15 protein-coding genes and 1 tRNA gene are annotated in these 13,289 nt (G+C 55.1%); 7 read left to right on the forward strand and 9 right to left on the reverse strand.

The features are described from left to right. Nucleotides 1-3 precede the first annotated feature (3 nt). Together ACKQTC_RS01055 and ACKQTC_RS01060 are read right to left on the reverse strand one after the other, a co-directional pair. A complete protein-coding gene (locus tag ACKQTC_RS01055) occupies nucleotides 4-1,224 on the reverse strand; it encodes a carboxylate--amine ligase (RefSeq protein WP_408976584.1) in 1,221 nt (406 codons plus the stop codon). Between the two features lie 92 nt (nucleotides 1,225-1,316). After that, nucleotides 1,317-2,186 carry a DMT family transporter gene (locus ACKQTC_RS01060; RefSeq protein WP_408976585.1) on the reverse strand — a complete coding sequence of 290 codons (870 nt, stop codon included), beginning with the start codon at nucleotides 2,184-2,186 and terminating at the stop codon, nucleotides 1,317-1,319. Nucleotides 2,187-2,305: 119 nt separating this feature from the next. Here ACKQTC_RS01060 and ACKQTC_RS01065 point away from each other — a divergent pair, with 119 nt between their 5' ends. Both ACKQTC_RS01065 and ACKQTC_RS01070 read left to right on the forward strand, forming a co-directional pair. Then, the gene (locus tag ACKQTC_RS01065) at nucleotides 2,306-2,542 is read left to right on the forward strand and encodes a helix-turn-helix domain-containing protein (RefSeq protein WP_408976586.1); all 237 of its coding nucleotides are present in this window, start codon (nucleotides 2,306-2,308) and stop codon (nucleotides 2,540-2,542) included. A 5-nt stretch (nucleotides 2,543-2,547) separates the two neighbouring features. Further along, nucleotides 2,548-3,165 (forward strand): LysR family transcriptional regulator substrate-binding protein, encoded by a 618-nt coding sequence (locus ACKQTC_RS01070; RefSeq protein ID WP_408976587.1) that lies wholly within the window; start codon nucleotides 2,548-2,550, stop codon nucleotides 3,163-3,165. 1 nt (nucleotide 3,166) lies between these two features. On the opposite strand, the gene alr is transcribed toward ACKQTC_RS01070, so the two are convergent. From alr to ACKQTC_RS01100, 6 genes are all read right to left on the reverse strand, one after another. After that, entirely contained in the window at nucleotides 3,167-4,363 is a 1,197-nt protein-coding gene (gene alr / locus ACKQTC_RS01075) for an alanine racemase (protein WP_408976588.1), read from the reverse strand. An 89-nt stretch (nucleotides 4,364-4,452) separates the two neighbouring features. Beyond that, nucleotides 4,453-5,844 (reverse strand): amino acid permease, encoded by a 1,392-nt coding sequence (locus ACKQTC_RS01080; RefSeq protein ID WP_408976589.1) that lies wholly within the window; start codon nucleotides 5,842-5,844, stop codon nucleotides 4,453-4,455. A gap of 341 nt (nucleotides 5,845-6,185) precedes the next feature. Further along, nucleotides 6,186-7,070, reverse strand: a complete 885-nt coding sequence (locus ACKQTC_RS01085) for a hypothetical protein (protein WP_408976590.1) — start codon at nucleotides 7,068-7,070, stop codon at nucleotides 6,186-6,188. After that, nucleotides 7,067-7,759, reverse strand: a complete 693-nt coding sequence (locus tag ACKQTC_RS01090; RefSeq protein ID WP_408976591.1) for an ABC transporter ATP-binding protein — start codon at nucleotides 7,757-7,759, stop codon at nucleotides 7,067-7,069. Before ACKQTC_RS01090 ends, ACKQTC_RS01085 begins: the two co-directional genes overlap by 4 nt. Then, nucleotides 7,746-8,123 (reverse strand): GntR family transcriptional regulator, encoded by a 378-nt coding sequence (locus ACKQTC_RS01095; protein ID WP_408976592.1) that lies wholly within the window; start codon nucleotides 8,121-8,123, stop codon nucleotides 7,746-7,748. Before ACKQTC_RS01095 ends, ACKQTC_RS01090 begins: the two co-directional genes overlap by 14 nt. 75 nt (nucleotides 8,124-8,198) lie before the next feature. Beyond that, a complete protein-coding gene (locus ACKQTC_RS01100; RefSeq protein ID WP_408976593.1) occupies nucleotides 8,199-9,758 on the reverse strand; it encodes a sodium/proline symporter in 1,560 nt (519 codons plus the stop codon). Between the two features lie 117 nt (nucleotides 9,759-9,875). Between ACKQTC_RS01100 and ACKQTC_RS01105 the strand changes: the two genes are divergently transcribed. The 5 genes from ACKQTC_RS01105 (at nucleotide 9,876) to rpsU (ending at nucleotide 12,880) form a co-directional block, all read left to right on the forward strand. Further along, a tRNA-Gln gene (locus tag ACKQTC_RS01105) sits at nucleotides 9,876-9,947 on the forward strand. Nucleotides 9,948-10,090: 143 nt separating this feature from the next. Then, on the forward strand, nucleotides 10,091-10,741 hold the full coding sequence (locus tag ACKQTC_RS01110; protein ID WP_408976594.1) for a site-2 protease family protein: 651 nt from the start codon (nucleotides 10,091-10,093) through the stop codon (nucleotides 10,739-10,741). 12 nt (nucleotides 10,742-10,753) lie between these two features. Beyond that, on the forward strand, nucleotides 10,754-12,106 hold the full coding sequence (mtaB, locus tag ACKQTC_RS01115) for a tRNA (N(6)-L-threonylcarbamoyladenosine(37)-C(2))-methylthiotransferase MtaB (RefSeq protein WP_408976595.1): 1,353 nt from the start codon (nucleotides 10,754-10,756) through the stop codon (nucleotides 12,104-12,106). Nucleotides 12,107-12,184: 78 nt separating this feature from the next. Next, nucleotides 12,185-12,529, forward strand: a complete 345-nt coding sequence (locus tag ACKQTC_RS01120) for a histidine triad nucleotide-binding protein (protein ID WP_408976596.1) — start codon at nucleotides 12,185-12,187, stop codon at nucleotides 12,527-12,529. Between the two features lie 162 nt (nucleotides 12,530-12,691). Beyond that, on the forward strand, nucleotides 12,692-12,880 hold the full coding sequence (gene rpsU / locus ACKQTC_RS01125; RefSeq protein WP_091792421.1) for a 30S ribosomal protein S21: 189 nt from the start codon (nucleotides 12,692-12,694) through the stop codon (nucleotides 12,878-12,880). Between the two features lie 57 nt (nucleotides 12,881-12,937). On the opposite strand, the gene ACKQTC_RS01130 is transcribed toward rpsU, so the two are convergent. Further along, the gene (locus ACKQTC_RS01130; RefSeq protein WP_408976597.1) at nucleotides 12,938-13,255 is read right to left on the reverse strand and encodes a hypothetical protein; all 318 of its coding nucleotides are present in this window, start codon (nucleotides 13,253-13,255) and stop codon (nucleotides 12,938-12,940) included. Between the last annotated feature and the right edge of the window lie 34 nt (nucleotides 13,256-13,289).

Below are 13,289 nucleotides of genomic sequence, written 5' to 3' on the forward strand. Positions count from 1 at the left end.
AACTTATACCTGCATCCGTTTGCGCTGGCCATGGTAAAAACGATTGATCATTAGCCGACGGTAGAGGCCCAGGTCCTGGTCGTATAGGAGGGTATTGGATACCCGTCCCTGGTTGATGAGCCGGCGGGCCTGGGGCAGGTGGCTTTCAGCGGCCTCGCCCAGGAAGAAGTCCACCGGGACGTGGAGCCAGAGGTGGGGATTGTCGTGGTAGTGGGGGGTTTCCAGCTGGATGTTATCCACCCGGTCCCGGACCAACCAGCTGGCCAGGTTGCAGCCGCTGGCGGTGGCGAAATAGCTGGACCGGCCCTGGCGAATATTGATTTCAAAGACCTTGTACTGACCGTCCCGGGCGTCGTACTTGAGGTCAAAGTTGGAAAAGCCGATAAAGCCGATGGCCTCTAGGAAGGCCTGGTAGGTCTGGTAGAGGTCCTGGTTGGCCTCCTGGATAATGGCATTGTAATTGCCCACACCGGCCGGGGTATGGTCCTCCAGGAGGCAATGGCCCAGGCACATCATTTGCACCTTGCCTTGGGCGTTTGAGTAGCTGTTGAGGACATACATGGCGTCGTCGCCGCCGGGGATAAAGTCCTGGATGATCAGTTTATCCCGGTAGCCGGCGGCATAGGCCTTGTGGACCAGGTCTTCCAGCTCTGCCCGGCTTTCCACTTTAAAGGCCTTTTTCTTGCCGGGAAAGTCGATTTCCAGCCAGGCAATGGAGTTACTGGCTTTGAGGGCCACCGGAAAGTCAAAGGGGAGGTCGATTTGGTCCTGGGTTTCTTCGCTCACAATGACCGTGGCCGGATAGGGGAGGCCGTGGGCTTCACACATTTGGTAGAAGTCGGCCTTGTTTTCCAGCTGGAGCTTCAGGGCCTGGTCAATATAAGGGATGACAAAGCGGCCCTCCAGACGGGCCTTGTTCTCACAAATGAGTTCGGTATACCGGTCCCCGCAGGCAATGAGGAGGAGCTGGTCATAAAAGCCCTTGTAGAGGGAGGCCACCTCATCCAGGCTGGCTAAAAAGGCCTCGGTTTGGTCAAAATCCGGCCGGGTATGGACTTCTACAATCCGGCTCTTACGGGTTTCCAGGAGGGGGAACTTGCCCAAGGCCAGAGAGGTAATCCCATAGGCCTCATGAAAGGCCCGGGCCATGCCGTAGCAATTGGCGTCTGTACCGAGGAGGACAGGCAAAAAACGGTAGTCTGTATTTTTAATGGTACGATTCATAGAGGATCCTTTCTTGACGCATAATATAAGTTTAGTATACACGTTTTCAAGCAGACCGTCCATGAGCCTGGGCGATTATCTTGGCCGGGGCCTTAAGCCTTCCGGGCCTTATCGACCAGTAGGGGCAATAAAATAGCCGATAAAATAAGGATTAAGCCCAGATAACCCTGGAAGGTCAGGCGTTCTCCCAGGAAAATAGCCGCTAAAATAGCCGTAAAGAGGGGGTTAAGTCCACAGAAGAGCCCGGCCCGGTCTGCACTGGTATAGCGCTGGGCAAGGGGTTGGAGGGTAAAGCCAAAGCCGGTGCAGACAACAATTAAAAAGGCCAGAGCGAGCCAGGTGCCGGTCTGGCCGCGGGTTTCAAAACCACCGGTTACAGGCGTCGCCAAAAGGGCCAGGAGGCCCAGGCTCCCCACCTGGATGATCCCCATGGCCAGGACCCCGGCCGGGTCCTGCTTGGCAAAGTGGTCTGTAGCAATAATGGCCGCTGTATAGAGAAAAGCGGCCCAGAGGGCATAGAGGTCGCCGGGGGCGAGTTGAAAGCGGTGACTGCCTAAGAGCAGACAGGCCACGCCGGCAAAGGCGACCAGGGCGCAGAGGATATGGGTCGGTCTAGGCAGGCGCCGGGCCAGAAGGGAAGCAGCCATGGGGGTCCAGATGATGGCTGTATTTTCCAAGAGGGCCACATTGGTGGCGGCTGTCCTTTCCAGGGCCCACATTTCGCAGGCCATGGTTAGAAAGAAAATCAGGCCTAGGATAGCGCCATAGCGCCAGGTTCTAGCTGAGGCCTCTCGTAAATAACGGTGGGAGATAAGAAAAAGTAGGCCAAAGGCCAGTAAAAACCGCCAGGCCAGCAAGTTCATGGCCGATAGGTCCTCTAAGGCGACCTTACTAAAAAGCATGGCGCTGGCCCGGCTGATGATGACAAGGGCTAGGAGTATTTCAGCTTGTTTTTGTGACACCCTGGTATTCCTCCTTCCTGGTGCGACCTTACTTTTGACTTTAGTGTAGCAGGTTCATATAATTGAATAAAGCGACATTAAATCAAAATTAAGTTGATGGTTAATCAAGGAGGAAAGGTATGGATCCGATGAAGATTAGGGCCCTCCTAACGGCCCTCGACTGCGGCCGTCTGGCCAAGGCGGCGGACCGGCTGGGCTATACCCCATCAGGCATGAGCCGGCTCATTGCTGGCCTGGAAAAGGACCTGGCTACCAGCCTTTATTACGGGACCGGCGTGGCCTGCAGGCGACAGCGGCCTGCAGGTCTCTTCTGCCGGCCTTCCGAGACCTGGTTGCCGCAGAAGACCGGCTTTTAGAACAAGTGCAAGCCCTTCATCGGCTGGCCGGCGGGACCTTGACAGTGGGGACTGCCTATTCCCGCTTTTATCCCTCTCTAACGGAAACCATGGTCCGGTTTAGTCGCCAGTTTCCGGGTGTTCAGGTCAAGCTACTGGAGGGCACCTCCAGCCAGCTGGCGGAAGCGGTAACGGCGCAAGAGGCGGACTTTTGTATCATCAGCCAACGGGAGGGGGACTTTGACTGGTGCTTACTCCAGGAAGATGAGCTCATCGCCCTCCTGCCCGCAGACCACCCCTTGGCCCGGATCCCACGGGTAGATATAGAAACCCTCTTACAAGACCCCTTTATCACGATCTACCCTTCTCAAGAAACGGACAATTCCCGTTTCTTTGCTAAGTATGGCCTGACCCCGGCAGAGGGTTATAGCACCGCCGATGCCCTAGCTGCCGTTCACATGGTGGAAGCCGGCCTGGGCTTTACCCTGATCAATGCCATGACCCTCGAGCAAATCCAGGATCTCCGGGTCATCAAAAAACCTCTTTCGCCGGCGGCCAAGGTCCCCATAGGGGTCGCGCTGACAAAAGAGGTGGTACGGTCACCGGCGGCAGATGCCTTTTACCGGTTGTTTTTTGCAGATTAAATTATTCAGGGTTTTCTGTGGTATTGTAGAGATAGTTGCAGTTCTCGACCAGGGCCCCATCCTTAAAATAGGTCCGGGGAATCCGCCGGGACAGCATGCAGAAAATTTCATAGGAAATGGTTCCTAAAATATTGGCCAGTTCTTCCGGGCTGATAACCTCATCCCCCTGCCGGCCGATGAGGACCACTTCATCGCCAATGGCTAGATCTTCCGGGATGTCCGTCACATCAATCATGCACTGGTCCATGCAGATATTCCCGACCACCGGGGCCCGGTGGCCATGGACTAAGACCTCTGCCTTATTGGACAGGAGTCGGGTATAACCATCGGCATAGCCCATGGGGCAGGTGGCAATCCGTCGAGACCCCTTGGTCTGATATTTCCGGCCATAGCCGATGTATTCCCCGTCTTGGAGCGTTTTCAGGTTGGTAATCCGGCACTTCAGGGCCAGGGTCGGCTGCAGGTCCAGCTTGGTCTCATCCACTTCATGGCTGGGGTAGAGGCCATAGAGGATAATCCCGGCCCGGACCATATCCATGTGGATCTCCGGCAGGTCACTAATGGCTGCGCTGTTGGCCATATGGGCCACATGGGGGACCAGGCCCCGGGCGGCCAGCCCTTCCTGGAAGAACTTATACCGGCGGATTTGTTCCCGGCTATAGGTCTTATCGGCCTCGTCTGCTGTTGAGAAGTGGGAGAAGAGCCCTTCAAACTCGAGGCCGGGAAGCTGTAGAATTTCTTCTATTTCATCTAGGGATTCTTCCGTTGGCAAAAAGCCAATCCGCCCCATGCCGGTATCCACTGCAATATGAATCCGGGCAGGGCTGCCCAAGTCTTGGGCGGCTTCGGAAAGGGCCTCGGCAGAAGCCCGGGTAAAAATGGTCTGATCCAACTGCCATTTGACCAGGGCCCGCGCCCGGGGCCTTTCTGTGGCCCCTAAGATTAAAATCGGGGCAGTAATCCCGGCCTTACGTATTTCAATGGCCTCCTCAATGGTAGCTACGGCCAGGCGGTCGGCCCCGTTGGCTAAAAAGACCGGCGCTGCCTGGACGGACCCATGACCATAGGCATTGGCCTTGACAACGGCCGTGATCAAAACGTCGTCGCCGACTACCCGGCGGACTTCAGCAATATTATGGGCCAGGGCATCTAAGTTGACCTCAATCCATAAGGGGCGGGTGTTTGATAAGGGCTGCATATAGGTATCCTCCTCTGCATAGTGGTTCAATCATTAGCTAATAAAAAATACGGCTGCAAAGGTGCTTGCAGCCGTATATAAACTTAAAATCAGTCGTGCGAAATTTCGTGCAACCGTTTCTCAGCCGGCTGTTTGTTCAAACCAAAGATGTAGTAAGCGGCTGTAAAGACAATCATAAATGCCAACCCGACCGGAATCGCAATCCGGGTAGACTCATGAGCGGCCATAGCAGCTAAGATAACCACTAAGACGATCAAGGTCAGAATATTGGAGAAGGGGTAAAAGGGCATTTTGAAGGCCAGGTTTTTCTTCTGCCCTTCGCTCAGGCCCTTACGGAATTTCATTTGGGTAAGGGTGATCATACCCCAAGCATAGATGGCACAGAAGGAGCTCACAGAGGTGAGGTAGGTAAAGGCCTTGTCCGGCATGACATAGTTGATAATAACACCGATGAGGACTAAGGCAGAGGTGAAGACAATCGCATTAGCCGGGACGTGGTGTTTGCTGATTTTGCCGAACATTTTCGGTGCTTGATTGTGAACAGATAAGTTATAGAGCATCCGCCCGCAGGAGTACAGACCGCTGTTGCAGCTGGATAAGGCAGCTGTTAAAACAACGAAGTTGATGATACCGGCGGCAGCAGCAATCCCTAATTTAGAGAAGGTTAATACGAAGGGGCTACCGGTGGTACCGATCTCATCCCAGGGATAGAGACACATAATAACAAACAGGGCACCAATGTAGAAGATTAAAATACGATAAATAACGGTGTTGATTGCCTTAGGAATAACCTTGCGCGGGTTTTCAGCTTCACCGGCGGTGATCCCGATGAGTTCAACCCCGATGAAGGCGAAGGCAACCATGACCAGGGCGTCAAATACCCCACGGGCACCATTCGGGAAGAAACCACCATGAGAGGTTAAGTTGCTAAAGCCGATGGCTTCGCCGCCGTTGCCGAGGCCGAAGAGGATCATGCAAGCACCGATAAGAATCATTGCAAGAATGGTAACAACTTTAATAATTGCGAACCAGAATTCCATTTCCCCAAAGAGGCTGGCAGCCGTTAGGTTAGCCAGGGTCAGAAGCCCCAAGAATATGAGGGTCGATGCCCACTGTGGGAAGTCCGGGAACCAGAAGTTCACGTAGATAGCCATCGCCGTTAATTCTGCCATGGCGATAACCGTCCACTCTACCCAGTACATACACCCGACCAGGAACCCGTGGAAGGGTCCGACAAAGTCATTCGCGTAGGCACTGAATGCGCCTGCAACAGGAAACTCAACAGCCACTTCCCCTAAGGCACGCATGATGAAGAAGATAATAATACCTGCTATACCGTAGGTGACCAAGATACCGGGGCCTGCCATGTTAATGGTTTGCGCTGACCCTAAGAAGAGCCCAACGCCGATAGCGCCCCCGATGGCTATCATCTGCACGTGGCGTTCTTTCAGCCCACGCTGCAACTGATTGTTTTCAGCCATACTTTCTCATCCTTTCTCGTTCATCCTTTTTGTTGGTTGCAGCTATGTGTCAGGTGGTCTGATTGAACCCCGACACAAAGATGCCATCTGGCATGAATTTACAACCGAGGATTTACAATTATTAAAATACCACGAATTAAAAGATAATTCAATATATGGAAATGTCTTAAAGTTAATAAAAAAGGTCATTGTCTTTTAAGAGAAAACAAAAGTCTTCTGAGTAGGACTCATTAGAAAAATTAATGATTTTAATGCATATTAGTGAATTTTAAAGCATATAAGTGTATTTTCTGTAAAGAAAAAAGTACGGATAGAGTGTATCCGTACTTGATTTGCTGTATTTAATTGAGACTGGGCCGCTTGGCCAGACACCGGTAGGCTACCAGGTAGGCCAGGAAAAGTTCTAAAAAGAGGCAGAGTAGGTGGGTCCAGGCCAGGAGAAAGACGGCCGTTGGGTGGTCGCCCAGGTAGTCGGCGCCGCCGGTGATGACATTGTAGGGGGCGGTCATCCAGGGGTCAATGGAGAGGATGTCCCCGGGCAGGATATGGATAACCATGGCCGGCGGAAAGAGGCTATTTAAGCCGAAAAACAGGGGAATAGCGGCCAATTGGACCACTACGGCAATCACCAAAAGCCCCGTGAAGATCCGTCGGGTCGAGAAGAGGCGTTGGGCCAGGGTAATCCAGGCCAGCTGAAGAAGGCCCCCGGCAATCAGGTAGAAGAAGATATAGATGAGGATGCCGACCAGGAGGATTGTCACCGGCCCGGGGTTCTTTTGCCAGAGGACCAGGCCCTGGCTGACCAGGTCCCCCAGTTGGCTTGCGTCAGCCCCGTCGACCTCTAAAAAGGAGGTCATCGGCTTCAGGGTCAGGCTCACGGCCCCGAAAATAAGCATTAAAGGGAGGGTGATGGCATTCCAGACAAAGGACAGGCCCACAAAGCTCCGAATCAGGTCACCGGTGGATAAGGGCAGAATCTGGGTCAGGTAGGCATAGGGCCCATAGAGGCACTGGTAGATCCGGACCATGACCACCAGCTGGGGCAGGAGGGTCAGGCAGGCGAAGACCAGGAAAATCACTGAAAAATACAGGACTTCCTGGATATCCGTCAGCTTTTGTCCGCTAAACCAGCAGAGGAGGCCCATGGCCAGGACCAGGACTAGGTAAATCGGGACCAATTGCCGGGCGGTTGCTTTCAGATGGACAGTTAAGAGGGAATCGTTCATTGGCTCACCTCCATAAAGAGGTCCTTGAGGCCGGTCCCGTGGGCCTGGCGTAAGTCCTCGGCGTCCCCATAGAGGGCGACCCGACCTTCTTTTAAGTAGAGGGCCGAATCCACCAGGGTTTCCAGATCGGAAATCATATGGGTAGTAATGATGGTCAGGGCCTCCGGGGTATAGACCCGGATGAGCTGGTCTAGGATATCCTGCCGGGCCCGGGGGTCCAGGCCGTTCATGGGCTCATCCAAGAGGTAAACCTGGGCCTGGCGGGCCAGGGTTAGGCTCAGGAAGTACTTTTCCTGGGACCCCCGGGACAGGCGCTTAATCCGGTCTTTTTCAGCCAGGCCAAAGTCCCTTAAAAAGCCCTCGGCCCGGTCTCGGTGAAAGTCCGGGTAAAAGTTGTCGTAAAGGTCCAGCCCCTCCTTGAGGCTGTAGTAGTCTGGGAGCCGGACCAGGTCACTCTGGTAGGCCACCAGGTCCTTGGTTGCCTTGCCCGGTGCCTGACCGGCAATAAGGATTTCTCCCTTATAGTCGTTGATAATCCCGGCCAAAAGGGCCATTAGGGTAGACTTGCCGCTGGCATTGGGGCCAAAAAGCCCCACCACCTGGCCGGCATCAGCGCTAAAGTTGACATCGGCCAGGGCCGTTTTTTTGCCATAGGCCTTGGTCAGGTTTCGGCATTCAACTAGTGGCATCATCATCCCCCCAATGGTCTTTTAAGACCTCAATTACCTCGTCTAAGCTCAGGTGAAAGGGTCGTATATCCTTGATAAAGTTCTCCACCGCATCCTTGGCCAGGAGCCGGCGGACTTCAGCAATCCGGTCCCGGTCCTCGGTGATAAAGCGGCCAATGGTCCGCTGGCTATAGGCCAGGCCATCCCGCTCCAATTCAGCCAGGGCCCGTTGGACCGTATTCGGGTTAATCCCATAGTTGACTGCGATTTCCCGCACCGGGGGCATACGTTCGCCGGGGGCCAAGTCGCCGGCAGCGATCCGCATGCGAAAGTGCTGTTGCAGTTGAATATATATGGGGATATTATTGTCGAACTCATAGCCCATATGATGGCCCCCTCCTGTCTCATTAATCTAATACAAGGTCAGAGTACCATGGAATCTTTAACCTGTCAATCGCCCTTAGCGGTGGAGCTCATCGGCATACTGGTCAAACTCCTTGAGGACAGCCGGGTTGGGCTTATCCAGGAGGCTGACGATGACAATGGCCACAATGGCCACAATAAAGGCCGGCAGGAGCTCATAAATGGCAAAGACCCCACCCAGCTTGGCAATAGCTCCTCGCCAAATAATGACCGTCAGGCCGCCGCTGATCATCCCGGCCAGGGCCCCCCGGCCGGTGGTCCGCCGCCAGAAGAGGCTCATTAAAATAACCGGGCCGATAGAAGCCCCAAAGCCGGCCCAGGCAAAGGAAACGATGTTAAAGATCACGCTGTTTTTATCGCTGGCTAAGATCATGGCCACCAGGGCCACCCCCAAGAGGACCAGCCGGGACAGGCGGAGGACCTGTCGTTCACTAGCATCCTTGTTCAGGACCCCATGGTAGATGTTCTTGGCCAAGGCTGAGGCACTGATCAAGAGGTAAGAGTCTGCCGAACTGGCCGTTGCCGCCAGGATTCCCGCCATGACAAAGCCGGCCAGGAGGGGCGGCAGCATGGAACTGGAGATGAGCACGAAGACACTTTCCGCTTCACTGGCTGTCCCGAGGGCAGTGGGGAAGATGAGCCGGCCCAGGAGCCCAATGACCACAGCCGATAAGAGGGAGACCACCACCCAGCCGGTGGCAATCCGCCGGGACATCTTGATTTCGTTTTTATCCCGGATGGCCATAAAGCGGAGGAGAACCTGGGGCACCCCAAAGTAGCCCAGCCCCCAGGCCAGGGTAGAGGCCACCGCCACTGCGCTGAATTTTTCCGCCTGGCCAAACTGAGGCAGGCCGCCGGCAATGGTCTGGACCCCGTCCGCGCCTGTTGTCGGGGAGGCGGTCATGAAGAATTCTAAAAAGCCCGGAATCCGGCGGGCATTTTCAATGGCCTGGTCTAAGCCGCCCACATGGGCAAAGCCGACGCCCAGCACTGCCACCAGGGCAATGAGCATGATGAAGCCCTGGAGGGTATCAGCCACACTTTCGGCCAAAAAGCCGCCAACTGTCGTGTAAAAGATAACGAAGAAGGAGCCTAAAATCATCATCGGAATATAGGGCATGTCAAATACGGTGTGGAAGAGTTTCCCCATGGTGACAAAACAAGAGGCCGCATAGACCGTAAAGAAAAATAAGATGATAATGGCGGCAACCACCTTTAAAATCGGCTTTTCTTCCTTAAAGCGGTTGCTCATATAGTCCGGCACCGTAATGGCATCCCCGGCAATGTGGGAGTAGACCCGGAGCCGCTTGGCTACAATGAGCCAGTTGATATAGGTGCCCACGGCCAGACCGATGGCTGTCCAAAAGGCACTGGACAGGCCCATCCAGTAGGCCACCCCGGGCAGGCCCATGAGGAGCCAGCCGCTCATGTCTGAGGCTTCGGCACTCATGGCCGTTACCAGGGGGCCCAGGCTCCGTCCCCCCAAGAAAAAGTTTTCTGTACTCTTACTGGCCTGCCGGGCAAAATAGACCCCAATCCCAATGAGGGCGGTCAAGTAAATGGCCATGGCAATGCCAATCTGTAAATGTCCTTGCACAATCCCAACTCCTTTTTTTTATCATTAACTTCATTATTATAACGTGACGCTGGTATATAGGCAAGGAAAAGCCCTTGCCAGATTTTTGTAAAGGGTGTATAATAGTAGCCGTCCTTTAGGGGTATCGCCAAGCGGTAAGGCACGAGACTCTGAATCTCGCATGCATAGGTTCGAATCCTATTACCCCTGTTGACCAAGCCTTTGCGATGGCCCGCCATCTGTAAAGGCTTTTTCTATACCAGGCGGCCCAGCCGGGCATGTTTGACCCGGTCAGGGAGAAGGTATAAAAAACATAAGTCCGTCTTTTTCTTGACCCCAGCAAGGAGGGTACTGTGAGCCAATTTCTACCGAATATCATCGATTTACTCTATTTAATCCCGGCCATCCTACTGGCCCTCACCGTCCATGAATATGCCCATGCCTATGTATCCTACCGCTTAGGAGACCCGACCCCGGCCACAGACGGCCGCCTGTCCTTGAACCCCTTCCATCACCTGGACCCCATGGGGACCATCATGTTGATCCTTTTCCGTTTTGGCTGGGCCAAGCCGGTCATGGTCAACCCGGGCTACTATAAAAAGCCCAAGCAGGGTATGGCCCTGGTGGCAGCTGCCGGCCCGGTGGCCAACTTTATCCTGGCCCTTATCAGTATGGTTATCCTCACTGTCATGCACAAGTTGGCCCTGGCCCCGTCGCCGGTGACCACTGCAGTCATGCAGTTTTTCCTGATTTTTCTCTTCATTAATGTGGGCCTGGGCATCTTTAACCTCATTCCGGTGCCGCCCCTGGACGGGTCCAAGGTCATTGGGGCCTTTATGCCCGACCAAAGCTACATGAAGTTTATGCAGCTGGCCAATTACGGCTTTATCATCGTCATCGGTCTGATCTTCCTGGGCGTCTTAAACGGTCCCCTCATCTGGGCCCGGACCGCCATCATTAACGGGCTCCAGTGGATCGCCAATGGCCTTACATTTTTCTTATAAGGAGGCGGGTCCATGTCAGAAACAGAACACAGCAGTGACCACCGGCCTGTCGCGCCGACTGTGGCCTTCCATACCCTGGGCTGCAAGGTCAACCAGCACGATAGCGACATGATGGCCGCCCTCTTCGCCGAGGCCGGCTATGACCTGGTCCCCTTCCAGGATATTGCCGACGTCTACGTCATCAATACCTGCACCGTCACCCACCTGTCCGACCGGAAGTCCCGGCAGATGATCCGCCGGGCCGTCAAGCAGAACCCGGCCGCCATTGTGGCCGTCTGTGGCTGCTATGTCCAGCAGGCCGCCGAGGAAGTGGCCCGGATAGAGGGGGTGGACGTCCTCATCGGTACCAATGAACGGGGCCGGATTGTCGAAGCCGTCGAGGCCTTCCGCCGGGAGGGCGAGCGACAAGTCCGCCTCCCTTCAGATGAAGACCTCTACACCTTCGAGCCCGTCACCCATGCCCAGCACTCCGACCGGAGCCGGGCCTATGTGAAAATCCAGGAAGGCTGCAACCAATTCTGCAGCTACTGCATTATCCCCTATGCCCGTGGGCCCCTCCGGTCCCGGTCCATAGAGGACACCGTCAGCCAGGTCCGGGACCTGGTCGCCGCCGGTTTTCAGGAAGTGGTCCTCACCGGGATCCACATCGGCGTCTTCGGCAAGGGTCTCCAGGATGCCCCCGGAGACCTGACCGACCTCTGCCGGGCCATCCTGGAAGGGACCGATCTGACCCGGCTCCGCCTGGGCTCAATTGAATGTACGGAAATCACTCCGGCCCTCATAGACCTCATGGCCGGGGATGACCGGATGGCTCCCCACCTCCACATCCCCCTCCAGGCCGGGAGCGACCGGACCCTGGCCGCCATGCACCGGCCCTACACCACAGAGGCCTTCCGCCAGGTCATGCGGGAAGTCCGGGCAAAAATCCCCGGCCTGGCCATTACCACCGACCTCATGGTCGGTTTTCCCGGCGAGTCCGATGACGACTTCCGCGACAGCCTCATCTTCGCCAATGACATGGCCTTTAGCGACATGCATATTTTTAAATACTCCATCCGGGAGGGGACCCCGGCCGCAGCCATGGTCGACCAGGTCCCGGCTCAAGTCAAGGACCGGCGGGCCAAGCAGATGGCCGTCGTGGCCCATAAAAATAAGGAAGCCTACGCCGCCGGCCAAATCGGCAAGACCCTGTCCGTCATCATTGAAGAAAGCGACCCGACAGGGGCTGTCACCGGCCACACCGGCAACTACCTCAAAGTCCGCCTGTCGGAGGACCGGTCCCCGGCCAAAAGCCTGGTCCCGGTCCATATCACCGGCTATGAAAACGGCCTCCTCATCGGCCGCCTGGCGGCTGATGAAGACTAGCCCGCTCCGGCCTGTCCAGATATTAGCACTAGCTATAGCTATTCACCCATACCTGTAAGAAAAAAAGGAGGAAAGCCCATGTCTGACTGCATCTTCTGCAAACTGGCCAACCACGAAATTGAGCCCGACGTTGTCTATGAAAATGACCTCGTCTGTGCCTTTCGGGATGCGGCCCCGGTGGCCCCGGTCCACGTCCTGTGCGTACCCAAGGCCCACGTTTCCGGCGTCAATGACCTGGACCCGGCCAATGCTGATCTACTGACCGCCCTCTTCGAAGCGGCCCAAACCGTCGTTAAGAAGTTGGACATCGCCGAAGAAGGCTACCGCCTGGTCATCAATAGCGGCGACCGCGGTGGCCAATCCGTTGGCCACCTGCACTTGCACGTTCTCGGTGGCCGGGATATGACCTGGCCGCCGGGTTGATCCCGCTGGCAGCCGGCGTTCTTGCCCCGCTAAAAGGGCGCAAATTCCCCCCTCCAATCCCCCGCTTAGGTCTTGCACAGCAGGGTAAATTGTAGTATGATTATTGTTGTGTTTAACAAGTCCTGAAGCCAACAGTGTTGGTGCGGAGGGAGGGAAAAGATCATGTCATCTGAAATTAAGGTTCGTAAAGATGAATCTTTAGATAGCGCCCTGCGCCGTTTTAAACGTTCCTGTCAGAAATCAGGCGTTTTATCCGAATGTCGCAAACGCGAACATTATGAAAAACCCAGCGTGAAGCGCAAAAAGAAATCTGAAGCGGCACGCAAGCATAATCGCAGAAAATCCTATTAATATGGCAAGCGAAAAGCCCGGTCTAAGACCGGGCTTTCTGTCTTTACAACCGGTGGCTTAATCCGTCCGGCCGGGCATCTCCGGCCAAAAGACCGGGAGCACATGCTCACAGAGGATCCGGAGCTCCAGGGGAGACCGGTTCAACCCAATCATGCTGGGAAAACCGACATCCATCTCCGCCGTTAAAATATCCCCGCTTGCCTCATCGGCAATGATCCATAAGTAGCCGCTGTCCTGCTTGGCCTGGACTTTGAAGTCAAAGCGCAGGCCCGTCTTGACCTGCTCCTTTTTTTCCAGGGTCAGGTGGTCAGCTAAGGTCGCCGGGTCCGCCTCCTGGAGAAAACGTAAAAATAAGGTTTCTTCATCTCGCGTCATGGGCACCATCCCTCAGTGAAATTTGTCCCTATTA

It is taken from the genome of Peptococcus simiae (assembly GCF_046097595.1).
In the GTDB taxonomy this organism is placed as follows: Bacteria; Bacillota; Peptococcia; order Peptococcales; family Peptococcaceae; genus Peptococcus; species Peptococcus simiae.

Excerpts from the sequence above, each read along its gene's own strand:
- alr (WP_408976588.1), bottom strand. The coding sequence starts at position 4,363 with ATGCAGCCCTTATCAAACACCCGCCCCTTATGGATTGAGGTCAACTTA.
- mtaB (WP_408976595.1), top strand. The coding sequence starts at position 10,754 with ATGTCAGAAACAGAACACAGCAGTGACCACCGGCCTGTCGCGCCGACT.
- ACKQTC_RS01055 (WP_408976584.1), bottom strand. The coding sequence starts at position 1,224 with ATGAATCGTACCATTAAAAATACAGACTACCGTTTTTTGCCTGTCCTC.
- rpsU (WP_091792421.1), top strand. The coding sequence starts at position 12,692 with ATGTCATCTGAAATTAAGGTTCGTAAAGATGAATCTTTAGATAGCGCC.
- ACKQTC_RS01120 (WP_408976596.1), top strand. The coding sequence starts at position 12,185 with ATGTCTGACTGCATCTTCTGCAAACTGGCCAACCACGAAATTGAGCCC.
- ACKQTC_RS01065 (WP_408976586.1), top strand. The coding sequence starts at position 2,306 with ATGGATCCGATGAAGATTAGGGCCCTCCTAACGGCCCTCGACTGCGGC.
- ACKQTC_RS01130 (WP_408976597.1), bottom strand. The coding sequence starts at position 13,255 with ATGACGCGAGATGAAGAAACCTTATTTTTACGTTTTCTCCAGGAGGCG.
- ACKQTC_RS01080 (WP_408976589.1), bottom strand. The coding sequence starts at position 5,844 with ATGGCTGAAAACAATCAGTTGCAGCGTGGGCTGAAAGAACGCCACGTG.
- ACKQTC_RS01085 (WP_408976590.1), bottom strand. The coding sequence starts at position 7,070 with ATGAACGATTCCCTCTTAACTGTCCATCTGAAAGCAACCGCCCGGCAA.
- ACKQTC_RS01090 (WP_408976591.1), bottom strand. The coding sequence starts at position 7,759 with ATGCCACTAGTTGAATGCCGAAACCTGACCAAGGCCTATGGCAAAAAA.
- ACKQTC_RS01095 (WP_408976592.1), bottom strand. The coding sequence starts at position 8,123 with ATGGGCTATGAGTTCGACAATAATATCCCCATATATATTCAACTGCAA.